Consider the following 26,165-nt stretch of genomic DNA (forward strand, 5'->3'; position numbering starts at 1 on the left):
TTGGGCTTTCTGGTGCGCCGCTGCCTCTTGGATGAGGGCCTCGAAGCGCACGGCCACCCCTTCGCTGCGCTGCGGGAGTACGATTTCCAACCGCTTCGCGTTGCGTTCCAATTGCACATGGATGCTGTGGTCCAAGGCCTGGCGGTCCTGGAGTACCCCGCTGGCAAAGCTGATGCGCACCACTGGATGGCGCTTCTCCCAGTCCCAATGGTCTTCCAGATAGAGGCCGGTGAAGAGCGCGCGGTTTGCTGCAAAGGCCTCGGCCAGGGTGTCGAGGAAGAGGGATTTGCCGAAGCGCCGGGGCCGGGAGAGGAAATAGTACTTGCCGCTTTCGGCAAGCGCGCTCACGAAGGGCGTCTTGTCCACGTAGTAGTAGCCTTCGCGTCGGATCTCGGAGAAGGTCTGGATGCCGATGGGCAGTTTCTTGCGCACCATAGCCACCTCGAAGGTCGGGTACGGATTGTGGGCTTTTCGTGTACCTGTGCCTGAGAGGGAAGTCAAAGCGTCGGGGGTGTGGAGTGGGTGTCGCGCAGGCGGGTCCACCAGGCAAGGATGCGCTGGGCGCGTTGCTCCCAGGTCCATGCCTGGTTTTGGGCCAGGGCCCTGCGACGCTGTCGTTCTTCTGGCGTCAGGGTCAAGGCCCTGCGGATGGCGGCGGCGCAGGCAGCGGCGTCGGCGGGGGGGAAGAAGAAGGCCGTCTCCGGGGTGAGGACCTCGCGCAGCACCGGGAGGTCTGCTGCCACGATGGGCGCGCCTGCGGCCAGGGCCTCGAAGAGTTTGAGGGGGCTCATGGAGGCCGCGATGCGGTCGGTGCCGGTATACGGCAAAAGGAGGACTGCAGCGTCAATGAGGAGATCCGGCACCTGGGCATGGGGCACGGCAGGGTGGAGGAAGAGGTTGGGGGCGCGCGTCTGCCCCCTCAGGGAGTGGATTTCCTCAGGGCTGCCGCCCACGATGCCGATGTGGACTTCCGGTAGCTGCGCCGCCAGGCGTGCGGTAAAGCGCGCCCCTTTGCCGGGCTGCAGGGAGCCGCAGTAGAGGACGAGGGGACGGGTGCGCGCGTGGGGTCCGAAGAGTCGGGCGGTCATGCCGCCGCGGGCGTGGAGAAAACGCTGCCCATCTACGGCGTCCGGGGCCGTGAGGATGCGCTCCGGGGCGAGGCCTGCCTCGCGGTAGCGATGGGCGACGGCCTGGGTGATGGCCACCAGCCCGCCTTTTGGACCAAGGGCCGCGGCAAGGCGGGAAAGTCCGGCCTTGGCGTCGTCGCGGACCGGATCGTGGGATTCCATGAGCACCGGCGTCGGCCCAGAGGCCAGGGCCAGGGCGGCCTTCGCGCTGCGGGTGTAGACGAGATCCGCCGGGGGCAGGCGGCTCATGGCCTGGGCCTCGAAGCGCGAGGGATGGAAGAGGCTTCGGAACACAATGCGCAGATTGGCCGGGGCGCTGAGCCCGTAGGGCCTCAGGAGCCGGCCGCACAGGTGCGCGGTGATGCCTCGCCAGGTGGCGGGCAGGACTGCGGTCACCTCTTCCACCTGGGCGGCGAAGGCGCAGAGCATGTGCGCCACCTGGACGCTATTGGCGTGGCGCGAGGGGATGCGCGAGGCCGCGATGTAGAGCAGGTGTCGAAGCATGGAGGTACCCCATGGTATGCCCCAAGGTCGTGAACATCAGGGCCGCTATATTGCTGGAAAAGATCTGCACGTGCAGCTGGAGGTGGAGCACAAAGAGGATACCGAGGCTGGCAAGGAGCGCGGCCGTCGGATCGTCGCGGCGGCGCCAGGCGGAGCGTATGGGGAGGCCCCAGGCGATCAGCATGGCGGCAAGGCCGAGGACCCCGGTCTCCGCCGCCAGGTGGAGGACGATGTTGTGGGCGTCGTCCAGACGCTCTGGGGTGTGGTCGGCCGGGTGGCGCTTGCGGAACTCCTCCACGGCAGGAGCTGCCTGGGTCTTGAAGGTCTTGAACCCGCATCCCAGGAACGGATGTTCCTCAAAGAGGTGCATGGCCGCGAACCATACCGCCACCCGCTCGTAGGTGGAGGGGCTGGTGAGCTCGAAGCTCTGCGTGAAGCGGTCCATCTGGCCGGAGAGCAGGACTGCGGTAGCGAGGGCAGCGGCGAGGATGCCCACGGCTGCGGCATGGACCGGCCGGCGCACCCAGACCAGGGCAGCGACCAGGGCGGCCAGCACGGTGGCCCGGCGTCCGGTGGCGGCCAAGAGACCGGCGAGGATGAGGGTGGGGCCCCAGGCGGGAAGCTGCTGGCGGGCCAGGGCATGGCCGAGCATCACCAGGATGGCGCTGGCGAGAAACAGGGCCGTGCGGGTGATATTGGCAAAGCCAAGGGCTGGGTCGGGAAAGATTCCTCCGTATACGCCCATCCATCCTAGGACCACCACGAGGAGCACCAGCAGGGAGAATATCTTCCATCCGGAGAGCAGCTTGGTGGGAAATTGCAGGGCCACCAGCTTGCCCAAGGCCCAAAAGGCCGCGGCGTTGCCGATGGCCCCGAGGGTGGCAGGGGAGGTGCGGCCAAGGGCGCTTTGGGCGAGCACCACCGCGGCGAAGCAGGTCAGGCCGAAGAACACCGGGTCGCGAAAGAATCCGGCGGGAAGCTTGCGGGTCGCCCCAGCCCACAGCACCACAAGGCCGGCGGCCACGGCCACGGAACCCACCCAGCCGGCCTTGAAGAGACAGGCCAGGGCCAGGGCCGCAGTGAGAGCGGTGGAGAGATGGCCGAGGAAGTTCATAGTCTCTCCTTCAGGCGGCTCAAGAAATCCTCCAGGGCGTCCAGCATGGTCTCTCGGCTGGGGACAGCCTGCCAGAAGGCCTGGCGCAGCAGGCGAAATTCTTCGTCGCAGAGCCGGGTGAGGCGCAGGAGGGCCTCGGCGAAGGCTTCCGGGCCGGCGTCTGGAGGCAGCAGCAGCCAATGGGCCGCAGGCGGCCAGATCTCGGCGATACCGCCGACGTTGCGGGCCACGCACACCAGGCCCGCGGCCATGGCTTCCACGAGGGCGTTGGGCAGCCCCTCGCTGGTGGAGGCGAGCACGAAGACATCGGCCTGGGCGATGCGGGCCGGCACGTCCGGCACGAATCCATGCCAGGTGACGTGGTCGGCGAGGCCCAAATCCTGGGCGTGGCGCGGCAGGGTCTCCTGGAGGGAGCCGGTGCCGTAGACGTGGTAGTGGAAGGAAATGCCGCTGCCGGCAAGGCGCTCCAGGGCCGCAAGCACCGTGGCATGGCCCTTGTCAGGGTTGAGCTGGCTGGCGGAGGCGAGGGCCAGCGGGGTGTGGGGGCCGTGCTCCGGGCGTGGTCCGCGGCGTTTTCCGGTGTGGATGACTGCTGCAGGCAGCGGACGTAGGGCGGGGACGGCGTGGCGCACCCCGTCGAGCACCTGCTGGCACGGGGCGAGCAGGTGCGGCCGCAGCAGCTGGGCGTCCAGCCAGGGGGCGGGTCCGGGGTTGAGGTCTCCGGCCAGGCCCACGCGGTGCACCACCGGGATGCCCAAGATCCGGGCCGCCAGCCCCACGGTGCGCAGGTCCTTGCCCACATTGCCGCAGACCACTTGGGCCCCGAATCTTCGCAGCTCGCGCGCGGCCCGGAGAATGGCCACGGGATTGTAGTCCGGGCCGAAGGTGAAGGCGCAGGTTTCGCAGCCCAGCAGGGCGGCCCGGCGCAGGAACTCTCCCGGCCGGGCAAGGAGGAGCACCCGGTGGCCGCGCTCCCGGAGGCCGGCGGCCACGTCCAGGGTCCAGGATTTGACCCCGCCCCATTTTTTGGTGGCATTGGCAAAGACGAGGTTCATGGCCGCCCCTGCCGCAAGAGCGTTTCGTAGAGGCCCAGGGTGCGCTCCACCATGGCCTCCAGGGAAAAGCGGGCAAAGAACGGGGTCAGATCCGCCGCAGGGCTTGCCATGGCCGCCTCCATCTGGGCCGCGGCCGGTAGCTCGGGCCGGAAGAAGTGCAGGCGCGGGGCCACCGGCGCCATCTCCCGCAGCGGACCGCTTTCCTGCGCCAGCACCGCGCATCCCATGCCCAGGGCTTCGAGCACGATGCCGGGCATGCCCTCCACCCCGGGTGGGGAGGGAAAGAGGAGGAGGTCCAGGGCCGCGTAGAAGGCGGGCATGTCGGTGAGGGGGCCAAGGAAGTGCACGCGTCCGTGCAGTCCGAGAGCGTGGGCGTGGCGCTCGAGGGCCGTGGTGTCTCCGGGCCCGGCCACGACGAGATGAACGTGCGGCGGAGTCTGTGCCATCCAGGAGATGCCCTGGGCAAAACCCTTGGTGCGGGTGATGCGGCCGGCCATGCCCAGGACCACGGCCCCTGGGGGAACCCCCAAGGCGGCGCGGGACATGGGGGTGACGTGCTCGGGCGGGCGGCGGATGCCGTTTTCCAGCACCACGACGCGGTTTGGGGCAAGGCCGGTGCCTGCGAGAAAATGCTGCCGCGCCTCCTCGGAGACACAGCATACCGCGTGGGAGGCGAGGCGGTGCACCAGGGCTTCCTTGCGTGCCTGCAGGCGGCGGCGCCAGGGGGAGGCGGCGTACCAATGCAGGTGGGCGAGGTGCACGTGCCCCACGCGCACCGGTGCCCCCACCAGGCGGGCGGCGGGCAGGCCAAGCACATTGCCGCCGTAGGAGTGGGTGTGGACGATGGTGGGCTCGAGCCGGCCAAGGAAGGCGGCCAGGCGCGCCACGGCCGGAAAGCGCCGCGGCAGGAAGTGGGTGGCCACCCCGTGATCGCGCAGTTCCTCGAAGAAGACGCCGCGGTCCTTGTAGGTGATGACGTGCACCGCGAAATGTTCGGCGAGCCGGGGCAAAAGGTCCCGCAACCGGCGCTGTACCCCGCCGAGGCCCAGGTTGTTGGTGATGCGCACGAGCACGGGCTTGCGTGGATTCACGTGCCCTCCGGACGGTGCGTGGGGCAGCAGGCCGGGACCGCGGCGGCTTCGGGGTGGGGGCGGAAGAGCCAGCGGCAAAAGACCGGCTCCGGCAGGCGGGCCGCCAGGCGGGTCAGTGCCGCGGTCACCAGGAAGGCAAAGGCCAGGCGCGCCCAGAGCAGGCCCGAGGGGTGCCCGCCGATGAGGGCAAGCAGCAGGGTATCCTCGATGACCGCGTGGGCGAGCCCCATGAGGGAGATGGCGGCCACGGTGTCTTTGGGGCTCACGCGGCCGCAGCGGGTCTCCGTGAGGATGAGGCCGCTGCCATAGGAGAGCCCGAGCACCGTGCCGGCTACGGTGATGAGGGCCGCTTCCGGGCCGATGCCCATGGCCCGTAATACGGGGGCAAGCAGGGTCTCGGCCAGACGGGTGAACCCCAGGGCGGTGAGCACGCGCATGGTCAGTGAGAGTGCGAAGATGATGGCCAGGATGGCGGCGAGACTTTGGGCCTGGGCCAGGGCGAAGGGCCACCAGCCCGGGCCTGGGGGCTCGGGAAGCCAGTGGATGGCGGCGGGCTCGCCAAGGGCGCCGAAGGCGAGCGCCAGGCGGCGAAAGCTCCAGGCCAGGAGGACCGCCCCGGCCAGGCGCAGCAGAAGCTGGAAGGCAGGCCGCGCCCCGGCCAGGCGCGCGATCTGGATCTCCACGGGCAGGCTATGGGCCACGAGCATCAGGATGCCCAGGGTGGTGGCGTCCAGGGTGGAGAGGGAGGGGGCCAGGGCGGCGAAGACCGCAAGCCCGCCGTAGATGGAATTGACCATGGCCGTGGCCCACACCAGGCCCATGGCCGGCGGCAGGCCGAGCAGGGTCATGATTGGGGTGAGCGGCGCAGCCACCCAGGGCACGAGGCCGGCGTCGTGGAGGAGCTTCACCGCCACCACCGTGGGCACGAGGACGCGCACCAGCATCCACCACGCCTGGGCGGATTTGCGAAACACCGCGGCAAGTTCGGTGGAGAGAAGAAGGACGGTGGGGGGCATGGCCTTAGAATATCTGCTTGAGGATGTCTTCGCCGGAGCTTCCTGCAGGGGCGTCCAGGGGGATTTCCGCCGTGGCATTGGGCTCGGTGCCGTTGACAAAGGGGAGGGTGATGCCTTGGGCCGCGGGCCGACCGGTGGCCGGGTCCACGGTCACCCAGACAATGCCTTCCGGCGCGGTGAAGTCTTCTTCAGGATAGTCCGGCTCCACCTGGCGGCGGTAGTCCATCCAAATGGGCAGGGCCACCCGCGCGCCGGTCTCGTGTCTCCCCATGGGCCGCACCTGGTCGTAGCCCACCCACACGCCGGTGAGCAGGTATGGGGAAAAGCCCATGAACCAGGCGTCCTGCTCGTTGTTGGTGGTGCCGGTCTTGCCCGCCAGGGGACGACCCAGGGCCTTGGCCGCCGCGCCTGTGCCTTCCTGCACCACCCCTTGGAGCATGGACACCATGACGTAGGCGGTTTGGGGGGACATCACTTCTTGGGGGGCGACCGGGTCGCTTGCCAGGGTTTCGCCCCAAGGAGACAGGACCTCGAGCACCAGGCGCGGGGAGACCGTGCTCCCCAGACGGGCAAAGGTGGTGTAGGCCTGACAGAGGTTGATGGGCGTCACTTCGATGGCCCCCAGGGCCATGGAGAGATACGGCGGCAGCTCCGCAGTGATGCCCATGGCCCGGGCGCGTTCGATGATCTTCTCCAGCCCCACGCGCTGGGCCACGCGGATGGTCACCAGGTTGCGGGACTTCACCAAGGCGGTACGCAGCAGGGTGGGGCCGTAGAAGTTGCCTTCATAATTTTCCGGTTTCCACAACTTGTCGCTGCCGTCATCCAGGACAAAAGGGGCGTCCAGCACGATACTGGCAGCGGTGAAGCCATTGTCCAGGGCCGTGCTGTAGACGATGGGCTTGAAGGCCGAACCGGGCTGGCGCTTGGCCTGGGTGGCGCGGTTGAACTGGCTGCGGAAGAAGTCGAACCCGCCCACCAGGGCCAGCACCTCTCCGGTGCGGGGGTCCAGGGAAACCAGCGCCCCTTCCACGGCTGGATCCTGCTCCAGGGTGAGGGGAAAAACTCCGTTTTGGGCAGGGCCGGTGACGCGCACCCATACGGCGTCGCCCACCCGGAGCGGGGTTTGGCGCAGTTGCCGCGCCGTTTCGGGAGGGAGGGCCTTGTCCACAGAGTGGATCCAGGCCAGTTCCTTTTCAGCCACCAGTCCGGTGCGGCCGCGGCCGAGGTGGATGCGGGCGCCGCCTTTGCCCAGACCGGCCACGAGCCCCAGACTGCGGACTCCGGTGGCAAGATCTTCCGTCGGGCGCTCGGCAAGCCAGGCCGTGCGGTTCGCTTCGGGCACGTGTTCCACCGGCCCCCGCCAGCCGTGGCGTTTGGATGTGGCAATGAGCCCGCGGCGCAGTGCCTCCTCCGCGATGGCTTGATGCTTGAGGTCGATGCTCGTGCGCACCGTGAGCCCGCCGGCAAGCAGCATGTCTTCGCCGAAGCGGGCAAGGAGCTGGCGGCGCACCTCTTCCAGGGCGTAGGCCCCCACCTTCCAGGAAGGATCGGGCATAGGGTGGTAGGTGAGGCGCTCGGCGCGGGCGGCCTCGTATTCCTGGGGCGTGATCCAGCCCAGTTCCACAAGCCGGCCCAGGACGTAGCGTTGTCGCTCCAGGGCGCGTTCGGGGGCGGCCAATGGGGAGTAGCGGCTGGGCGCCTTGGGCAGGCCCGCCAGCATGGCCGCCTGCGCCAGGGTGAGTTCGCTGGCATGGACCCCGAAGTATTCCCGGGCCGCGGCCTCCACACCGTAGGCCCCGGCGCCGAGGTAGATCTGGTTGAGGTAGATGGTGAGGATCTCGTCCTTGGAGAGGAAGCGTTCCAGGCGGTAGGCGAGGATGATTTCCTTGAGCTTGCGCTCGAAGCTGCGCTCCGGCGAGAGGAGCATGGCCTTGACCGTCTGCTGGGTGATGGTGCTGCCTCCTTGGACGATGCCGCCGGCGAGGAGGTTTTTGATGGCCGCGCGCAGGATGCCCGGGATGTCCACTCCGGGGTGGGAGTAGAAGGCGGCGTCTTCGGCGGCGAGAAAGGCCTTGGGCACCCAGGGGCTCATGCGCGACAGCGGCGTGAGGAAGCGTTTTTCCCGGTAGAAATAGCCGAGCACCTCTCCGTCGCGGGCGAGCACCGTGGTGGCCAGCGGCGGGGAGTAGTCCGAGAGCTTGGTCATGTCCGGCAGGTCGCTGGCCGCCATGTGGTAGAGCCACCAGGCAGCGCCTGCGGCAGCGGTGAGGGCAAGAACGGCAAGGAGCAGGAGAACTCGCACAAAGCGCATGGTCATTCCTCGGCAAAGAGCATGGCGCGCAGGGTGTGGACGTGGGCGCGCACGCGCTGGGCATCGGTGCCCAGGAGGCGGCAGAGCGCCATGGGCGTCGGCGCCTCGCGGACGGCGACGCAGGTCGGATTTTCAAAGGCCGTGAGCCGCCCGTGGATGCTCCACAGGGGATAGATGCGGCAAAAAAGCGGCCGCACGGCGCGGGGAAGGGTGCAGCCCTGCGGGGTGAGCAAGGTGCAGGTCCCATCTTGGGTGGCCAGGCGGCGGTGCGTTCCGTGGGCGGGAAAGGCCGCCTCCACGGGGGCGCCGGGGAAGAGCCGGGCCAGGTGCGTGTTGAACGCGGCGGCGTTGGGCTCTTCGGCAAAGGCCGATTCCGGCACGCCAACGGCCCGCAGCGCCTGGTACTCGGCCTCGGGCAGGGGAAAGCAGAAGCGTTCCTCTCCGGCGGCATGGCGGCAGCAGGTGGGGCTTTCGAGAGCGCAGCGGCGGCAGACGTCGGGGTCGTTCATAGGCGCTGGAAACCGATCTGGCCTTTGCCGAGGAGGTCGTGGATGTGCACCAGCCCCAAGAGCACCCCGGCTTCGTCCACCACCGGCAGCACAGTGATGGCCCGGCGTTCCATGATTTCCAGGGCCTGCCAGGAAGGGGTGGCGGGGCGAACGGTCACCGGGTTGCGGCGCATGGAGTCCAGGGCCACGGCTGCCGGGTCCAGTTGTCCGGCACGGATGAGCCGCCGCACGTCGCCGTCGGTGAGTACCCCCAGGAGCCGGCCGTGGGCGTCGACGGCCGCGGCAAGGCCCAGGCGGCGGTCGTCCAATTGGGCGATGGCCTCGGCAAGCGGCGCGGTCTCGGAGACGGTGGGAAGCCCCTCGCGCACCATGAGGTCCGCCACCTGCAGGGCCAGGCGCTGGCCCAAGGCCCCGCCGGGGTGCAGGGTACGGAATTGGTTGAGATCGAAGGATTTGGCCTGGATGAGGCACACGGCCAGGGCGTCGCCCAGGGCCAGGGTGGCGGTGGTGCTCGCCGTGGGCGCCACTCCCAGGGGACAGGCTTCCCGGGGCACGGCGGTGGAAAGCACCACGTCCGCCTTGCGGGCCAAGGAGGAATCGGGTCTGCCGGTCATGGCGATGAGGGGACCGGCCAGGGTGCGCATGGTGGGCAGGATGGCCAAAAGCTCGGCGGTCTCGCCGGAGTTGGAGATGGCGAGCACCGCGTCGTCGCTGCGCAGCATCCCCAGGTCGCCGTGGGCCCCTTCCACGGGATGGAGGAAAAAGGCCGGAGTACCGGTGCTGCTCAGGGTCGCGGCGATCTTGCGGCCCACCAGGCCGGATTTGCCCACCCCGGTGACCACCACCCGGCCGCGGCAGGCCGCGAGCATCTCCACCGCCGTGGCAAAGGACGGACCCAGGGCCTGTTGCACGGAGGCGATGCCCTCCATCTCGATGTCGAGCACCTGCCGGGCCAGGTCCACCCAGCAGGCGGCCGCCGGAGCGCAGTGGGGATCGGTGGTCACTGGCATCCTCCGCAGCCGCTCTCCAGGGCCATCTTACCGGCCCCGTCTTCCGGAGGCACGGGGTAGGCGCCGTTGAAGCAGGCCAGGCAGAAATTCCCCGGACAGGCGACGGTCTGCAGCAGCCCGCCCACGGTGAGGTAGTGGAGGCTGTCGAGCTCCAGGTAGCGGGCGATGTCCGCCACGTTGTGGTTGGCGGCGATGAGCTCGCCCTTGGAGGAGAAGTCGATGCCGTAGAAGCAGGGATAGCGGATGGGCGGGCAGCTCACGCGCATGTGGATCTCCCGCGCCCCCAGTTCCCGCAACTGTTTGACCCGGGTGCGGATGGTGGTGCCGCGCACGATGGAGTCCTCCACGATGACGATGCGCTTGCCGCGGATCATGGATTTCACGGGGTTGAGCTTCATGCGCGCGGAAAAATCCCGCAGGTCCTGGGAGGGCTGGATAAAGGTGCGGCCCACGTAGTGGTTGCGGATCATGCAGGCCTCGAAAGGCAGGCCCGATGCCTGGGCATAGCCCACGGCGGCATAGACCCCGGAGTCCGGGAAGGGCATGACGAAATCCGCCTCCACCGGGCATTCGCTGGCCAGGATCTGCCCCATGCGCTTGCGGGCGGCGTAGACGTCCTGGTCGAAGACCAAGGAGTCGGGCCGGGCGAAGTAGATGAGCTCGAAGATGCAACTGCCCTGCACCTCCGCCGGTTCCAGCAGGCGGTGCGAGGTAAGGCGGCCGTTTTCCACCACCACCAGCTCGCCGGGGTCGAGGCAGCGCAGGTACTGGGCCTCCAACAGGTCGAAGGCGCAGGTCTCGGAGGCCAGCACGTAGGCGTCCCCCATGCGGCCCAAGGCCAGCGGTCGGAAGCCCCAGGGGTCGCGCACGGCGATGAGCCTGCCTTGCGTGAGAAAGAGCAGGCTGAAGGCGCCTTGGATGCGGGAGCAGGCCCGGGCGATGGCCTCTTCGACGCTGCCCCCGTTCCAGTACTTGGCCACCAGGTGGACGATGACCTCGCTGTCCATGGTGGTCTGGAAGATGCTGCCGGTCTCTTCCAATTCCTGGCGCAGGGAGCGGGCGTTCACCAGGTTGCCATTGTGGGCCACGGCCAGGTCCACCCCTTTGTAGGTGACCTTGAAGGGCTGGGCGTTGCGGATGAGGGACGCGCCGGTGGTGGAGTAGCGCACGTGCCCCATGGCCACCGGGCCCTTGAGCTGGTGCCCGAGGTGTTTTTCCTCGAAGATGTCCGCCACCAGGCCCATGCCCCGCTGCTCGCGCAGCCCCCGTCCGTCCCAGGTGACGATGCCGGCGCTCTCCTGGCCGCGGTGCTGCAGGGCGTAGAGGCCGAAATAGGTGAGCCGCGCCGCCTCCGGGTGGCCGGAGACGCCGAAGATGCCGCATGCCTCTTTGATCACGACCGGCCTCCGTAGTATTCTTGGAGGCTTTTCACGGTGAGCGGCAGTCGGGTGCGCTCCCGCACTGCCTGGGCCAGGGCCCGGGCCGCGGAGAGGTTGGTGGTGTAGGGCAGGCCGTAGAGCACGGCGGTGCGTCGGATCTCGGAGGAATCCTCCTTGGTGCGTTTGCCCGACGAGGTATTGATGACCAATTGGACCTCGCCGTTTTTGATGGCGTCCACCACGTTGGGCCGGCCCTCGTATACTTTGTTCACCACCTGCGCCGGGATGCCGTGGGCCGTGAGGTGCGCGGCCGTGCCCCGGGTGGAGACGATGGCGAAGCCCAACTCGTGGAAGGTGCGCGCCGGCTCCACGATACCCGCTTTGTCGCGGTCATTGACGGAGATGAATACCGTACCCGCCTCCGGGATGCGCTGGCCTGCGGCCAGTTGCGCCTTGAGGTAGGCCAGCCCCACCGAGGTGTCCATGCCCATGACCTCGCCGGTGGAGCGCATCTCCGGCCCCAAAAGCGGGTCCACTCCAGGAAAACGGTTGAAGGGGAGCACCGCCTCCTTCACCGAGAAGAACCCGCCCTTGCGCATGGCCCAGGGGTTCAGCTCCTTGAGCTTGGCCCCGAGGAGCACCTGGGTGGCCAGCTTGGGAAGGGGCACGCCCGTGGCCTTGGACACGAAGGGCGCGGTGCGCGAGGCGCGGGGGTTGACCTTGAGGATGTAGAGCCGGCCCTCCTTGAGGGCGAATTGGATGTTCATGAGCCCCACCACCCCCAGCTCCCGGGCCAGGGCCTGGGTCTGGCGTTCGATTTCCGCGATCCATTCCTGGCCCACGGTATGCGGCGGCAGCACGCAGGCCGAGTCGCCGGAATGGATGCCGGCTTCTTCGATGTGCTCCATGATGCCGGCGACATACACGTCTTCGCCGTCGGCCAGGGCGTCCACGTCCAATTCGATGGCGTTTTCCAGGAACTTGTCGATGAGGATGGGGTGCTCGGGCGTGGCCTGGACGTTGCGGGCGAAATAGGCCGCCAGCTCCCCGTGGTCGTAGACGATGTCCATGGCCCGGCCGCCCAGGACGTAGGAGGGGCGCACCACCACGGGGTAGCCGATGCGCGCGGCCACGGCCTGGGCCTCCTCCAGGGTCACGGCGGTGCCGTTGTCGGGCTGCAGCAGGCCCAGCTTGTGGATGAGGGCCTGGAAGCGCTCCCGGTCCTCGGCGCGGTCGATGGCGTCCGGGCTGGTGCCGAGGATGGGCACCCCGGCGCGCAGGAGCGGTACCGCCAGGTTGAGGGGGGTCTGGCCGCCGAATTGGACGATGACGCCCAGGGGCTTTTCCTGTTCGACGATGGCCAGGGTGTCTTCCAGGGTGAGGGGCTCGAAATAGAGGCGGGAGGAGGTGTCGTAGTCCGTGGACACGGTCTCCGGGTTGGAGTTGACCATGATGGACTCGATGCCCATCTCGCGCAGGGCCAAGGAGGCGTGCACGCAGCAGTAGTCGAATTCGATGCCCTGGCCGATGCGGTTGGGCCCGCCGCCCAGGATGACCACCTTGGGCTTGTCCGATACCCGCGCCTCGTTTTCCGGCTCGTAGGTGGAGTAGTAGTAGGGGGTATAGGCCTCGAACTCGGCGGCGCAGGTGTCCACGAGCTTGTAGGCCGGGGTGATGCCCATGGCCTGCCGCAATTGGCGCACGTCGTCTTCGGTGCGCTTCCACAGCGTGGCGATCTGACGGTCGGAAAAGCCCATGCGCTTGGCCTCGCGCAGGGTTTCTTTGAGGTGGGCGTTGGTGGCGTCCAAGGGCCCGGTCAGGGCGGCTTCGCGGAGGACGCCTTCGTAATGGACGATCTCCTGCATCTGGCGCACAAACCAGGGGTCGATGCCGGTGGCCGCGTGGATCTCCTCGGTGGTGGCGCCACAGAGTATGGCGTGGCGGATCTGGAACAGGCGCCGGGAGGTGGGGGTGCGCATGGCGGAGAGGAGTTCTTCCTTGCTCTGGGATGGGGCGTCGAAACGGGTGCCCAGCCCCGCGGCGCCGATCTCCAGGGAGCGAAAGCCCTTTTGCAAGGCTTCCTTGAAGGTGCGGCCGATGGCCATGGTCTCGCCCACGCTGCGCATGGCCGTGGTGAGTTCGTCCCGGGAGCCGGGAAATTTTTCGAAGGTGAAGCGGGGGATCTTGACCACCACGTAGTCGATGGCCGGCTCGAAGGCGGCCACGGTCTCGCGGGTGATGTCGTTGGGCAGCTCGTCCAGGGTGTAGCCCACGGCCAGCTTGGCGGCGATCTTGGCGATGGGGAAGCCCGTGGCCTTGGACGCCAGGGCCGAGGAACGCGACACCCGCGGGTTCATCTCGATGACCATCATCTCCCCGTTTTGGGGGTTCACGGCGAATTGCACGTTGGAGCCGCCGGTCTCCACGCCGATTTCGCGCATGATGGCCATGGCGGCGTCGCGCATGCGCTGGTACTCGGTGTCCGTGAGGGTCTGGGCCGGGGCCACGGTGATGGAGTCACCGGTGTGCACCCCCATGGGGTCGATGTTCTCGATGGAGCAGATGATGACGCAATTGTCTTTTTTGTCCCGCACCACTTCCAGCTCGAACTCTTTCCACCCCAGCAGCGACTCTTCGAGCATGACCTCGGAGGTGAGGCTGGCGGCCAGGCCCTGGGCGGCGATGAGCTCCAGGTCCTCGCGGTTGTAGGCCACGCCGCCGCCGGTACCCCCCAGGGTGAAGGCCGGCCGCACGATGAGGGGGAAGGAGAGGGCCGCCGCGTGGCTGCGTACTTCGTCCATGGAGCGGGCGATGCCGCTTTTCGGCACGCGCAGGCCGATCTTCTCCATGGCCGCGCGGAAGCGTTCGCGGCTCTCGGCCTTTTCGATGACGTCCACCGAGGCGCCGATGAGTTCCACCCCCAGGCGGTCCAGGACGCCGTCCTTGGCCAGGGCCACGGCGGTGTTGAGGGCGGTCTGCCCGCCCAGGGTGGGCAGCAGGGCGTCGGGCCGCTCGCGCTCGAGGATCTTCGCCACGGTGCCGGGTTCGATGGGTTCGATGTAGGTGCGGTCCGCCAGAGACGGATCCGTCATGATGGTGGCAGGGTTGGAGTTGACGAGGATGACCGTGTAGCCTTCCTCCTTGAGCGCCTTGACCGCTTGGGTGCCGGAGTAGTCGAATTCGCAGGCCTGGCCGATGACGATGGGGCCGGAGCCGATGAGCATAATGGAGCGGATGTCGGTGCGTTTGGGCATCGTGGATTCCACCAGATAGGGCATGGAGGGTTGTGGGGACGCGGTGCTCATGGAATACCGCAGGCGGGCAACCTAGCCGGAGGTGCCCCGCAGGTCAAATGCCGGGAGGCGGCGCAGGGCCCCTGTCCGCTTTTTCCGCTTGGGTTCCGGCCGCGTCGTTGCGGAAGGGTGGTGACGAACGGGCGCAGATGGGCTAAAGGACGCGTGCAGCACGCAGCCACGGAGGAACGCATGCGCATACTCATTGCCGAAGACGACTTCATCGCCCGCAAGGTCTTGAGCCGAATGGTGGCGCATCTGGGAGAAAGCGACATGGCCGCTGACGGCACCGAGGCCATGGAGGCCCTGCGTCTGGCCTGGGACACGGGACAGCCGTACGAACTTGTCTTTCTCGACATCATGATGCCCGAGGCCGATGGCCGCGCGGTGTTGCGCTTTTTGCGGTGAGGAGGAAACCCGGCGCGGCATTCCCCCTGGCGCGGAGGCCAAGGTCATCATGACCACCGCCCTGGACGACGTGAAGACCGTGAGCGAAAGTTTCTTCGCCGGCGCCACAGGCTACGTGGTCAAGCCCATCACCCGGGAGGGCCTGGCCAAGGTCCTTTCCCAGGCCGGGGTGGCGCCCCCGGCCTGATGGGCCCCGAGCGCTTTACGCGCCGGGAAAAAGCGGCACGGTCTGGAACAGGGCGGTTTCCACCAGTCCCATGTCCGTGAGCTTGAGGGCCGGGATCACCGGCAGGGCGAGAAAGCTCAGGGCCATGAAGGGCTGGGCAAGAGGGCAGCCGAGGCCGTGCGCCGCTGCGGTGAGGCGCTCCATGGCCTGGGCCACCGCGGCGGCGGGCGCATCGCTCATGAGTCCGGCCAGGGGCAGCGGGAGGACGTCCACGTCCCGGGGGCTTTGGGCCACGGCCATGCCGCCGCCTGCGTCCCGAAGGCTTTGGGCCACGGCGAGCATGCTCGCGTCGTCCACCCCGGCCACCAGCAGGTTGTGGGAGTCGTGGGCCACGGTGGTGCCCATGGCCCCGCGTTGGAGCCCAAGCCCCTTGGCAAAGCCCAGGGCCGGCGCGGTTCCGGCGCCGTAGCGGTTGTAGACGGCCAGTTTCACCAAGTCTCGGGAAGGGTCGGCCACGGCGCAGCCGTTTTCCACGCGGGCCTCCACTTCCAGATCCGCGGTGAGCAGCGAGCCTTCGAGCACGCCGATGGCCCGGACCGCTGCGCCCTGCGCTGGGATGGCCAGGTCTTCCAGGCGCAGCTCCGGCAGGCGCATCACCGGCGCAAGGGACGGGCAGGGCGGCAAAGCCAAGGAGGGGGCGAGGGCGCCGTCCTGGGCCACCAGCCGGCCGTCCTTGAACACCATCACCGGCCTCCAGGGATGGAGCGTGGGGCTCACGGAGAAGTCCGCCCGGTATCCCGGGGCAATGGCCCCGCGTCGGTGCAGTCCGAAGTGCCGGGCCGTGGTGATGCTGGCCAAGGCCAAGGCGCGCACCGGGGCGATGCCTGCGGCCATGGCGGCGTTGACGGCGCGGTCCATGTGGCCTTCGCTGCAGAGCTCATGGGGGTGGAGATCGTCGGTGGCGAGCATGCACCAGGGCCAGGTGTGGTCCGTGACTGCCGGAGCAAGCGCGGTGAGATCCTTGGATTGGCTGCCGTGGCGCAGCATGATGGCCATGCCTTGGGCGAGTTTTTCCCGGGCTTCGGCGGCAGAGGTGCACTCGTGATCCGAGCCGATCCCGGCGGCGATGTAGGCGGAAAGCCCAAGGCCGCCGAGGAGCGGGGCGTGGCCGTCCACTGGATGGTCCTGGAAGAGCACGAGCTTGTCCAAGATTTCCGGTCGGGCACCCAAAACTCCGGGAAAATTCATCATTTCTCCAAGGCCCAAAACGCGGGGATGGTCCAGGACCGTGCTGAGGTCCGCGCCAGAGAGCTCCGCCCCGGAACGCTCCAGGTGCGAGGCGGGCACGCAACTGGGGAGCATGAAGAACACATCCAGCGGCAGGCCTTCGGTGGCGGCCAAAAGGTAGCGCACCCCGTCCATGCCGAGGACGTTGGCGATCTCGTGGGGGTCGGCCACCACGGCGGTGGTGCCGTGGGGCAGGCTTGCGGCGCAGAATTGCCGGGGGGAGAGCATGGTGCTCTCCAGGTGGATGTGGGCGTCGAGGAACCCCGGAGCCACGTAGAGCCCGCGGGCGTCCAGCTCTTCCCGGGCTTCTGTGGAACGCCCCCAGCCCAGGAAGACGCCTTCCGCTACGGCGAGGTCCCCTTCTTCGATTTCACCGGTAAAGACATTGACGATACGGCAGCCGCGCAGGCAGAGGTCTGCGGGCGCAGCCCCCTGGGCGGCGTGGATGATGCGGGAGAGGCGGCGTCGGTCGTGGTGCATGGGACGCTCCTTTGAGGTCATGAGTCCAGGCGATGCGATGCTTCCCTAGCACGCAAGTGCGGTGTGGGCAATCCGGGGAGAGAGATATGGACGCGCGAAACGAGCACGACACGGGGGCGTGGGCCGGGGCCTGGACGGCCATGCCCCCCAGCGAGGCCCAGGCGCGGCTCATGGTGCTGGTGCAGGGGTGTCCGCTGGGGATTTTTTTCGACGACCCCGAGGACCGCTGTGTGTTCGCCAACGAGGCCTTTTGCCAGCTCATGGAAATGACCCCGGAAGAAGCCTTGGGGGATGGCTGGACCCTGCGGGTGCATCCCGAAGACCTGCCGGGACTGCTTGCGGCCCGGGCCGCCTCCGTGGCCGCCGGCGAGCCGGTGTTCCGGGCCGAGTACCGCTTTGTCACGCCATCGGGGCGCGCCGGGTGGGTGGAGGAACAGACCCGGCCGGTGTTTTCCCCGGACGGCGCTTTGTGGGGCTACTTGGGCACGGTGACGGACATTACCCGGCGCAAGGACGAGGAAGCACTGCTCCAGCGCCTCAATGCTGAGCTCTCGGCCCAGGTGGCCCAGGACCGGGCGGAGATTTGCGCGCACAAAGAACAGGTGGCGGATCTCTCCGCCGCCTTGCGCGTGCTCTTGGCCCAGCGTGAGGCGGACCGCGAGGCCGAGCGTCGGGCGGTTGTGGCCAATGTGCAGGGGCGCATCCTCCCTGCCGTGGAGCGCTTGCTGGGGCTGGATCTGCCGCCGCGGGCGCAAGAAGCGGTGCAGGAGCTGGTCCGTGCGGTGCACGAGGTCGCGTCCCCGCTCACGCGTCGGCTCATGGACCTGGGGCTGACCCGGGCGGAGCTGCGGGTGGCCGAACTGGTGCAGGCGGGGCTTTCCATCAAGGAGACCGCCCAGCGATTGGGGGTGGCGCAGACCACGGTGGAGAGCCATCGCCGCAGCCTGCGCCGGAAATTGGGGCTGTCACGGCGCGGCAGCCTGCGTGCCGCCTTGGCGGCCTTGGAAGGCTAGGGCGTCGGCCTCTCCTCCCAGGGGAGCAGGGCCAAGGCTTCCAGGCAGCGGTGGCGCTGGGCCTCTCCCTTCTCCGGAACGATGACCATGCCAGGCAGGTAGAGGCCGTAGCAGAGCTGCGCCCTGGCGGCTGCCTCGACACACGCGGTCAGACGTTGGATGCGCTCTTCGCCCTGCCCTGGGCAGGCGTCCCAATGGAGCAGCACTGCTGCGCCTTGGCCGTCGCTGTGATCGAAGACCACCAGCGGCCCTCCGCGCGCCAGGCTGCGGGCCGTGGTCTTCCAGGCGATGCGCGTGGGGGCGTCTCCGCGACGGTAGGGCCGTAGATCCTGGGGGTCGTCGCCTGCGTTCTGCAGCTGGGGGCTGTGGCCGTCGGCGCTCATGGGACGAATGGGAAAGACCGGGCATCCGCCGGCCCAGGGCGTGGGATAGATCACGCCGTGCACCGGCAGGCGCATGAAGGTCCAGGCGCGAAAGAGCCCGAGGGGCGCGGCCGTGGCCATGCCTATCTCCACCCAGGATATCTGTCCGCGTCGGGTGGTGGGAAGTGGCGTGTGCAGGTGCGCGGTCCCGGGCTGCACCATCTGGGGCGTCCATGGGCCGTGTTCCGCACAGACTTCCAGGATGAGGCCGGCTTTTCCCGGCACGCGCACCTGCACGGCGCAGGGGGCGTCTTCTCCGCAAAAGACCGGCGTGAGGCGGGCGCCGAGCATCGTGATTTGGGCCAGGGTACGGTGGGTGTGGACTGCGGCCACCACCCCAACGGCGGCGAGCAGGCAGGAGAGGAACAGGGCCAGGTTGTTGGTGTGGTTGAGGGCTGCGGCCAGGAGCAGCAGCACCGTGGCGGCGAAGGCCACGCCGGCGCCGGTGGGGAGGATGAAGATGCGCCGGGGGCGGGCCGGCAGGGCGGCCTTCGGGGCCGCGGCGCGGGTGCGCCTCTCGGCCCAGGATCTCATGGGATGGGCACCTCGCGCAGGATGGCCTCAGGGGGGATGGGCGTGGCGGCGCGCAGGCGGTGGCCGGCCACGACGGGAAACACCGCTTGCACGTCTTCCGGGATGACGTAGTCGCGGCCATCGAGATAGGCCCAGGCCTTGGCCAGGCGCACCAGTCCCTGGCCTGCCCGGGGCGAGAGTCCGAGGGTGAAGCGCCCCGGCTCCCGGGTCCAGGCAAGCAGGGCGTGCACGTAGGCCAGAAGCGCCGGACTCGTCCTGCAGGCCCAGGCCTCGGACTGCATGGCGAGCACTGCGGCGGCGTCGACCATGGGGTCTGGCATCTGAGGGGCGGGCTGGGTGAGGAGCGCCATCTCGGCTTCGGCCTCGGGATAGCCCAGGTGGATGCGGGCAAGAAAGCGGTCCAATTGCGATTCGGGCAGGGGGGCGGTGCCGGCCATGTCCTGGGCGTTTTGGGTGGCCAGGACGAAAAAGGGCGCCGGCAAGGGGTAGGTGGTGCCGTCGAGGCTCACCTGCTGCTCTTCCATGGCCTCCAGTAGGGCGCTCTGGGTGCGGGGGGTGCCGCGGTTGATCTCGTCGGCCAGAAGCACGTGGTGGAAGATGGGGCCGGGGTGGAACACGAAGCGGCCTTCGTGCCACACCGAGGCCCCGAGGATGTCCGCAGGCAAAAGGTCGTTGGTGAACTGCACCCGGGCAAAGTTCAGTCCCAATACCGCGGCCAGGGCTTTGGCCAGGGTGGTCTTGCCGATGCCGGGCACGTCTTCGATGAGCAGGTGCCCCCGCGCCACCAGGCAGGCCAGGGCCATGCGCACCTGCGGCTCTTTGCCGAGTACGGTTTGCCCCACGGCGTGGATGAGGGCGTGAGGGTCCATCACACCCCGTCCATCATGTCCGCCATGGAGTAGAGGCGGCCGGGCTTCTGGTCTGCCAGCCAGCGGGCCGCGCGCAGGGCGCCGCGGGCGAAGTTTTCCCGGGAATGGGCGCGGTGGGTGACTTCGATGCGCTCGCCGGGGCCGAAGAAGAACACCGTGTGGTCGCCCACCACGTCGCCGCCGCGCAGGGTCTGGATGCCGATCTCCTCCGGCTTGCGGGCGCCGATGATGCCGTGGCGGCAATAGGTGCCGGCGGCCTCCAGGTCCACGCCGCGGCTGTCTGCGAGCACCTGGGCGAGTTTGAGGGCCGTGCCGCTGGGGGCGTCTTTTTTGGCCTTGTGGTGGGTCTCCACGATCTCCAGATCATAGGCCGCGCCGAGGATGCGCTCCAAAAGCGGCAAGACGCGGCACAGGGCGTTGATGCCGATGGACATGTTGGGCGACCAGAAAAGCGGGGCCGTGGCCGCCAGGGCCTCCAGTTCCGTGAGTTGGGTGCGCGTGAGCCCCGTGGTGCCCATGACCAAGGGATTGCCGGTGGCGGCCACGGCGCGGGCGTGGGCGAGAGTCGCCTCCGGGGCGGTGAAGTCCACCACCACCGCGCCGGGGTGTTGCGGCAGGGCGGCTTCCAAGGATTCGGTCACGGTGCAGCCGAAGGTTTCCAATCCTGCGGTGTGGCCGGGACGCTCCACCACAGCGGCCAAGTGCAGATCCGGGTCGTCGAGGACGAGGCGGGCGATGGTGGAGCCCATGCGGCCTTTGGCGCCGGTGACGATGAGGGAAAGGGACATGGGTTACCTCCCGTGGGTGGCGGCGTGGCGCTCTTCCACCAGCCGCCGGTATTGGGTTTCCGTAAGGACGGTGACGCCAAGCTCCTGGGCCTTGGCGAGCTTGGATCCAGGGGCACGGCCCACCACCAGGTAATCGGTGGAGCGCGAGACCGTGGAGCCCACCTGCGCCCCCAGGGCGCGGGCTTCGTCTTCCAGGGCCTTGCGCGGGCCGCTCTCCATGGTGCCGGTGAAGACGATGCGCTTGCCCGCAAGGGCGCTGGGCTGCTGCACCGGCGGTGGGCTATGGCGCAGGACGAAGCCTGCGTCCAGCATCTGGCGGATGCGGTCGCGGTTGCGGGAGATCCCCGCCACCACCGCTGCGGCGGTCACCGGGCCAAAGCCGGGGATGGTCCGCAGTTCCTCCTCGGTGATGGTAAAAAGCCGCTCCCAAGGCACGTGGGTGAGCAGACGTCGGCTCTCGGCGACACCGAGGCCCTCGATGCCCAAAGCCGCCAGAAAGCGCCAGTCTTCCACGCCGCCGGCCGCGCTGCTTCTCAGGGCTTGGGCCAGATTGGCCGCCTGTACCGGGCCGAAGCCCAGGGCGCGGAAATCCGCTTCCGTCAGCCGGTACACCGCTTCCACGCGGTCATACCCGGCTTCCACCAGTCGGGCGATGGTCTTGGGTCCGAACCAATGGGCGCTGTCTACGGTGCGGAACCAGTGGGAGAGGGCCTCGGCCTGCTTGGCCGGGCAATGGGGGGCTTCACAGACGAGAAAGTCGTTCTCCCACGCCAGGGGGGTGTGGCAGGAGGGACAGGTGGTGGGCAGGAGAACCGGGGCGGGCTCGATGACCTCTTCCACCTTGGGGATGACCTCGCCGCTGCGGATGATGACCACGCGTGCTCCGGCCCCCAACCCGGCCTTGCGCACGAGCCCGGCGTTGTGGCCGCTCACCCGGCGGATGGTGGCTCCGGACAGGGACACCGGCGCCACCTGGAGCACCGGGGTGACCTTGCCGGTGCGGCCCACCTGCCACACGATGTCCTCCACGGTGGTGATGGCGGTGTCGCCCTTGCGTTTGATGGCCAGCTGCCAACGGTAGTGGTGGCTGGTGGCTCCGAGCGCCTGGCGCACACTTTCCTCCGTTACCTCCACGACGAACCCATCCAGGGGGTAGTCCACCTGCCGCGCCAGGTCCTGGCGGATGGCGTCCAGGCGCTCCAAGAGCTCCGCACCCGTGCCTTCCCAGGCGGGCAAGGTCACGTAGGGCACGAAGAGCACGGCCCCGGCGGCCAGGGCCTTTTGGGCGTGCTCGCTCAGTTCGTCGGCATTGGCGATGCCCACCACGAGATTGCGCGGATGTTCGAAATGGGCGGCAAGGTACTTGTCGAAATAGCTTTGCCGCAGCACCAATTCGCCCAGCCCCAGGCCCCGGCCGCCCACCGGGATGACCCCGCGGGCGAAGACGTGGGTGATGTCCGAGCCCATCTCGCCGTCGCCGCGGGTGGCCAGGACCTCGCCGTCGTCGCGGCCCGCCAGGCCGTCCAGCTTGGGGGTGAGGCGCAGGCGCACTGGATGCACGCCCGCTTCCTCTCCGGCGCGTTCCACCCGCTCCACGAAGCGGGCCACTTCGCCGGGGGTATAGGCCTTTTCCGTAGAGAGCATGGGCTGGGGGTGGCGCACCAGGCGGCGGCCGCGGAAGTCTTCGGGCTCCACCTGATGGAGAAAGGGGTGATCCGGGGCTTGGCGCCGCAGCTCTTCCACCAGGGCGTCGTATACCTCGTCGGGCACCAGGGGGGTGCCTTGCCGGTAGGCGCGGTTGAGCTCAGTGAGGCGCTGCACCAGGGTGTCGACGTTCATGATTGCGGCTCCACGGCCTCGCCCCGGGCCGCTGCCTGGAAGGCGGCGAAGTTTTCCGGCGGGCCCACGGCGATGAGGGTGTCGCCAGCCTCGATGGCCTGATCGGGCTGGGGGTTGAAGAGCATGCCCGTGCCTGGCTTGTCGATGGCGATGATCATGAGGCCGAACCGGGGCCGGATGCCCGAGGTGATGAGGGTGGTGCCGGCCAAGGGCGAATTTTCGGCCACCTGCGCCTCCTCCATCTGCAGGTTTTTGCCTTGCAGGGCCAGGTCCATGAAGTCCGTGACCGTGGGCCGCAGCATCACCTGGGCGATGCGCCGTCCGCCGATGTGATGCGGGGTGATGACCCGCTGGGCGCCGGCGCGTTCCAGTTTGGCCACGGCGTCCGGGCGGTCCGCCCGGGCCACGATGGTGATGTCCGGCCGGAATTGCCGCGCCGACAGGGTGATGAAGACGTTTTCGGCATCCGTGTCCACGCAGGCGAAAAGTCCCTGGGCGCGGGCCACGCCTGCGGCGATGAGGGTTTGGTCTTCCGAGGCGTCGCCGGCGAGAAAGAGATAGCCCTCTTCCTGGAGTACGGCCAAGAGTTCCGGGTTACGCTCGATGACTACCACGGTATGTCCTGCCTGGCGCATTTCCTGGGCCACCACCTGGCCGATGCGGCCGAAGCCGCAGACGATGTAGTGCCCTTCCAAGGTATCCAAAATTTTGCGCATTTTGCGTTTCCCCCACAGATCGTGCAGCCTGCCGTCCACGATGACCTGGGTCATGGCGCCTACCATGTAGGCAAAACTCCCCACGCCCAAGAGGATGAGTATGGTCACGAAGATCCGGCCGCGTTCGGAGATGGGATGGACCTCCATGAAGCCCACGGTGGAGAGGGTGATGACCACTTGGTAGAAGCTGTCGAGGAAATTCCAGCCTTCCACCACCATGAAGACCCCAAGACCATACGCCACGACCCCGAGGAGCACGAGGGAACTGGCCACCAGCGGCAAGAACACACCACAACGCAGCCGCAGCCAGGAATAGAGCGCCCCCAGGCGCCAGGAGTTAGGATTGGGAGAGGCCATGACGTGCTTCCACGGTTCGGATGATGTCCCGCAACCTTGCGGCTTCCTCGAATTCCAGCATTTCCGCCGCCTTGCGCATACGGCGTTTGAGGTCGGCCACCAGCGTGCGGGGATCCTTCCCATAGTCGGCCGCGGCCTCGGCGGCAAGGTCATGGCCTTTGCCGCGGGAGTCGCGGCGCAGCCCGGCCAGGGCGTCACCGTGCTCGCGCCGCACCGTGCGCGGGGTGATGCCGTGACGGCGGTTGTATTCCTCCTGGATGGCTCGGCGACGCCGGGTTTCCTCTATGGCCTGGCGCATGGCCGGAGTCACGGTGTCGGCATAGAGGAGCACGGTGCCGTGGTCGTTGCGCGCGGCCCGGCCAAAGGTCTGGATGAGGGAGCGGGCGGAGCGCAAGAACCCTTCCTTGTCCGCGTCCAGGATGGCCACCAGGGAGACCTCGGGCAGGTCCAGCCCTTCGCGCAGGAGGTTGATGCCCACCAGGGCGAAGAACTCGCCGTCGCGCAGTGCCTGGAGGATGGCCATGCGCTCCAGGGTGTCGATGTCCGAATGGAGGTAGCGGGAGGGGACCCCGCGGGCTTGGAGGAACTCGGTGAGGTCTTCGGCCATGCGCTTGGTGAGGGTGGTGATGAGCACCCGCTCATCGGCATCCATGCGGCGTTTGGCCTCGGCCAGGAGATCATCCATCTGGCCCTGGGTGGGCCGCACGTCCACTACCGGGTCGAGCAGCCCGGTGGGCCGGATGATCTGTTCGGTGACCACGCCCTGAGCCTGCTCCAGCTCCCATGGTCCGGGGGTGGCGGAGACGTACACCGCCTGGCCGATGCGGGTGAGGAATTCCTCGAAGGAGAGGGGGCGGTTATCCAGTGCTGAGGGCAGGCGGAAACCATAGTCCACCAGGGTCTGCTTGCGGGAACGGTCACCATGGAACATGCCGCCGATCTGCGGGATGGCGATGTGTGATTCATCCACGAAAAGGAGAAAATCTTTGGGGAAATAGTCGAGGAGGGTGGCCGGCGGCTGGCCTTCGGCACGGCCGTCCAAGTGACGGGAATAGTTTTCGATGCCGGTGCAGTAGCCGAGCTCTTCCATCATTTCCAAGTCCAGCTGGGTCTTTTGTTCCAGGCGTTGGGCCTCCACCAATTGGTTGCGTTCCTGGAAGTAGCGCAGCCGCTCGCGCAGTTCTTCCCGGATATCGGCCATGGCCCGGGCGAGGTTGTCGCGGTCGGACACGTAGTGGCTGGCGGGGAAGAGCACGGTCTTCTCCACTTCGTCCAGGATCTCGCCGGTGAGGGGATTGGTCTCGAAGATGGCTTCCAACTCGTCGCCGAAGAATTCCAGGCGCAGAGCACGTTCGTGGTGGTAGGCGGGGATGATCTCCAGACTGTCGCCGCGCACCCGGAAGGTGCCGCGGTGGAAATCGTAGTCGTTGCGCTGGTAGTGGACGTCCAGGAGCCGGTCCATGAGACTGTCCATGGTGAGGCGCTGGCCGCGGTGGATGGGGATGACCATGCGCGCGTAGTACTCCGGCGAACCGAGGCCGTAGATGCAGGACACCGAGGCCACGATGAGGGTGTCGCGGCGGGTGAGCAGGGCATGGGTGGCGGCGTGACGCAGTTTGTCGATGTCGTCGTTGATGGAGGAGTCTTTCTCGATGTAGGTGTCGGTGTGGGGCAGATAGGCTTCGGGCTGGTAATAGTCGTAGTAGCTGACGAAATATTCCACGGCGTTGTGGGGAAACAGCGCCTTGAATTCGGTATAGAGTTGGGCCGCCAGGGTCTTGTTGGGAGCGAGCACCAGGGCGGGGCGGTTCATGCGGGCGATGACCTGGGCCATGGTGAAGGTTTTGCCCGAGCCCGTGACCCCGAGGAGCACCTGGTGGCGCACTCCGTGCTCCACGTTGCGGCAGATGCTCTCGATGGCCGCAGGTTGATCCCCGCTGGGTTTCCAAGGCGAGACGAGTTGGAAGGTCATGGGTGTGTGGCTCCGGGAGCGGGTTTGGGCCGCGCGCCCAGGACGTTGGGTACCGGCCAGAAGTGTTCGTTGGAGGTCGCGGCCAGGTCCGAGGCGTATTCACCCACGAAGCGCATGGGACCGCTGGGCGTTTGGACGAAGAGCGCCGCGTCGGCCCCGCCCTCCAGGTACATGGCTCCGGCAAGGTCCAACGGAAGCTCCAGAAGGACTTGGGCGAATTGGCCGGTGGAGATGCGGGGGCGGCAGTGGACGAGCAGCACCCGGCCCGCGGCGTCCACGGCCAGGGCCGCCTGGGAGTGGGGCTTGCCGGTGGCGGGCCAGACGTTTTGGCGATCCGGTCCAAAGAGGCGGTAGTTTTGCATGACGCCGAAGTAGTCGTCCATGTGGGCACGCCAATGGGGGTCCGCGTTGCGGTCCACGAAGCGCACCGGGGGAAGGTCCGGGCGCTTGGGCTGGAAGAGGAAGAGCGCTCCGTAATTGGGATGGAGGAAGGTGCTGACTTCTCCGGATTTGTCGCGCAAAAAACCGGTGCTGAGAAGACGCTCGTCCATGCGGTACATGCCGGCGTTGATGACTGCGGTGAAGTTGCGCCCCGCGGCCCAGTCCTCCACAGTGCGGCTGCGGCCGGAGGCCAGGGCGGTGCCGAGCTCCAGTTCCACGAGGAAGGGATCGAGACGCAGCACGGCCACGGTCCCCTCCGAGGTGTTCTGGGGAACGGGAAAAAGCCGCAGTTCCATGCCCGGCGCAATGGGGCGCCAGACGCTTTCCGGGTCAGCGGCGAGAGCCACGGAAGCGAGCCCCCCGGGGGCGAGGAGCATCGCCATCACGGTGCATACGAGCAATATGCGACGCATGCCTGTTCGTATTCCACGAGAGCGGCGGCCTCGGCAAGGGGGCGGTGG

General features: G+C 68.0%; 22 protein-coding genes. 3 read left to right on the top strand and 19 right to left on the bottom strand.

Going from position 1 to position 26,165, the window contains the following annotated elements; genetic code table 11:
- From BR00_RS09315 to carB, 11 genes are all read right to left on the bottom strand, one after another.
- A partial coding sequence (locus BR00_RS09315) for an AAA family ATPase (protein ID WP_496477323.1) occupies nt 1-435 on the bottom strand: 435 nt, incomplete at its 3' end.
- A 62-nt stretch (nt 436-497) separates the two neighbouring features.
- Nucleotides 498-1,631, bottom strand: a complete 1,134-nt coding sequence (locus BR00_RS09320; protein WP_496477324.1) for a glycosyltransferase — start codon at nt 1,629-1,631, stop codon at nt 498-500.
- Nucleotides 1,573-2,745, bottom strand: coding sequence for an O-antigen ligase family protein (locus BR00_RS09325; RefSeq protein WP_496477325.1), 1,173 nt, complete (start codon nt 2,743-2,745; stop codon nt 1,573-1,575). The genes BR00_RS09320 and BR00_RS09325 overlap by 59 nt, the downstream gene beginning before the upstream one ends.
- The gene (locus BR00_RS09330; RefSeq protein WP_496477326.1) at nt 2,742-3,800 is read right to left on the bottom strand and encodes a glycosyltransferase; all 1,059 of its coding nucleotides are present in this window, start codon (nt 3,798-3,800) and stop codon (nt 2,742-2,744) included. Before BR00_RS09330 ends, BR00_RS09325 begins: the two co-directional genes overlap by 4 nt.
- The gene (locus BR00_RS09335; RefSeq protein WP_496477327.1) at nt 3,797-4,891 is read right to left on the bottom strand and encodes a glycosyltransferase; all 1,095 of its coding nucleotides are present in this window, start codon (nt 4,889-4,891) and stop codon (nt 3,797-3,799) included. The genes BR00_RS09330 and BR00_RS09335 overlap by 4 nt, the downstream gene beginning before the upstream one ends.
- Nucleotides 4,888-5,907 (bottom strand): hypothetical protein, encoded by a 1,020-nt coding sequence (locus BR00_RS09340; RefSeq protein WP_496477328.1) that lies wholly within the window; start codon nt 5,905-5,907, stop codon nt 4,888-4,890. The genes BR00_RS09335 and BR00_RS09340 overlap by 4 nt, the downstream gene beginning before the upstream one ends.
- Nucleotides 5,908-5,911: 4 nt before the next feature.
- Complete coding sequence (locus tag BR00_RS09345) at nt 5,912-8,221, bottom strand: penicillin-binding protein 1A (RefSeq protein ID WP_496477329.1); 2,310 nt, start codon at nt 8,219-8,221, stop codon at nt 5,912-5,914.
- 2 nt (nt 8,222-8,223) lie between these two features.
- Nucleotides 8,224-8,730, bottom strand: coding sequence for a zinc/iron-chelating domain-containing protein (locus tag BR00_RS09350; protein WP_496477330.1), 507 nt, complete (start codon nt 8,728-8,730; stop codon nt 8,224-8,226).
- Complete coding sequence (locus BR00_RS09355; protein ID WP_496477470.1) at nt 8,727-9,659, bottom strand: KpsF/GutQ family sugar-phosphate isomerase; 933 nt, start codon at nt 9,657-9,659, stop codon at nt 8,727-8,729. Before BR00_RS09355 ends, BR00_RS09350 begins: the two co-directional genes overlap by 4 nt.
- 71 nt (nt 9,660-9,730) lie before the next feature.
- On the bottom strand, nt 9,731-11,137 hold the full coding sequence (gene purF / locus BR00_RS09360; protein WP_496477331.1) for an amidophosphoribosyltransferase: 1,407 nt from the start codon (nt 11,135-11,137) through the stop codon (nt 9,731-9,733).
- The gene (gene carB, locus BR00_RS09365) at nt 11,134-14,373 is read right to left on the bottom strand and encodes a carbamoyl-phosphate synthase large subunit (protein WP_496477332.1); all 3,240 of its coding nucleotides are present in this window, start codon (nt 14,371-14,373) and stop codon (nt 11,134-11,136) included. Before carB ends, purF begins: the two co-directional genes overlap by 4 nt.
- Before the next feature lie 231 nt (nt 14,374-14,604).
- Here carB and BR00_RS09370 point away from each other — a divergent pair, with 231 nt between their 5' ends.
- Together BR00_RS09370 and BR00_RS09375 are read left to right on the top strand one after the other, a co-directional pair.
- On the top strand, nt 14,605-14,820 hold the full coding sequence (locus BR00_RS09370) for a response regulator (protein WP_496477333.1): 216 nt from the start codon (nt 14,605-14,607) through the stop codon (nt 14,818-14,820).
- Nucleotides 14,821-14,869: 49 nt separating this feature from the next.
- Complete coding sequence (locus tag BR00_RS09375) at nt 14,870-15,007, top strand: hypothetical protein (RefSeq protein WP_496477334.1); 138 nt, start codon at nt 14,870-14,872, stop codon at nt 15,005-15,007.
- A gap of 15 nt (nt 15,008-15,022) precedes the next feature.
- Here BR00_RS09375 and ade read toward each other — a convergent pair whose 3' ends face one another.
- Nucleotides 15,023-16,753, bottom strand: a complete 1,731-nt coding sequence (ade, locus tag BR00_RS09380; protein ID WP_496477335.1) for an adenine deaminase — start codon at nt 16,751-16,753, stop codon at nt 15,023-15,025.
- 86 nt (nt 16,754-16,839) lie between these two features.
- Here ade and BR00_RS09385 point away from each other — a divergent pair, with 86 nt between their 5' ends.
- The gene (locus BR00_RS09385; RefSeq protein ID WP_496477336.1) at nt 16,840-17,766 is read left to right on the top strand and encodes a PAS domain-containing protein; all 927 of its coding nucleotides are present in this window, start codon (nt 16,840-16,842) and stop codon (nt 17,764-17,766) included.
- Here the strand turns inward: BR00_RS09385 and BR00_RS09390 are convergent.
- From BR00_RS09390 to BR00_RS09420, 7 genes are read right to left on the bottom strand one after another with little or no spacing between them, the layout of a single operon-like run.
- The gene (locus tag BR00_RS09390; RefSeq protein WP_496477337.1) at nt 17,763-18,722 is read right to left on the bottom strand and encodes a DUF58 domain-containing protein; all 960 of its coding nucleotides are present in this window, start codon (nt 18,720-18,722) and stop codon (nt 17,763-17,765) included. The genes BR00_RS09385 and BR00_RS09390 overlap by 4 nt on opposite strands.
- Complete coding sequence (locus BR00_RS09395; protein WP_496477471.1) at nt 18,719-19,591, bottom strand: AAA family ATPase; 873 nt, start codon at nt 19,589-19,591, stop codon at nt 18,719-18,721. Before BR00_RS09395 ends, BR00_RS09390 begins: the two co-directional genes overlap by 4 nt.
- A complete protein-coding gene (gene dapB, locus BR00_RS09400) occupies nt 19,591-20,379 on the bottom strand; it encodes a 4-hydroxy-tetrahydrodipicolinate reductase (RefSeq protein ID WP_496477338.1) in 789 nt (262 codons plus the stop codon). The genes BR00_RS09395 and dapB overlap by 1 nt, the downstream gene beginning before the upstream one ends.
- Nucleotides 20,380-20,382: 3 nt before the next feature.
- Nucleotides 20,383-22,218: a helix-hairpin-helix domain-containing protein gene (locus tag BR00_RS09405; protein ID WP_496477339.1), complete on the bottom strand. Its 1,836-nt coding sequence runs from the start codon at nt 22,216-22,218 to the stop codon at nt 20,383-20,385.
- Nucleotides 22,215-23,291 (bottom strand): potassium channel family protein, encoded by a 1,077-nt coding sequence (locus tag BR00_RS09410; RefSeq protein WP_496477340.1) that lies wholly within the window; start codon nt 23,289-23,291, stop codon nt 22,215-22,217. Before BR00_RS09410 ends, BR00_RS09405 begins: the two co-directional genes overlap by 4 nt.
- Nucleotides 23,272-25,263, bottom strand: coding sequence for an excinuclease ABC subunit UvrB (uvrB, locus tag BR00_RS09415; RefSeq protein ID WP_496477341.1), 1,992 nt, complete (start codon nt 25,261-25,263; stop codon nt 23,272-23,274). Before uvrB ends, BR00_RS09410 begins: the two co-directional genes overlap by 20 nt.
- Nucleotides 25,260-26,117 carry a phosphodiester glycosidase family protein gene (locus BR00_RS09420; RefSeq protein ID WP_496477342.1) on the bottom strand — a complete coding sequence of 286 codons (858 nt, stop codon included), beginning with the start codon at nt 26,115-26,117 and terminating at the stop codon, nt 25,260-25,262. The genes uvrB and BR00_RS09420 overlap by 4 nt, the downstream gene beginning before the upstream one ends.
- Nucleotides 26,118-26,165 lie beyond the last annotated feature (48 nt).

Source organism: Thermodesulfomicrobium thermophilum DSM 16697 (genome assembly GCF_059568695.1).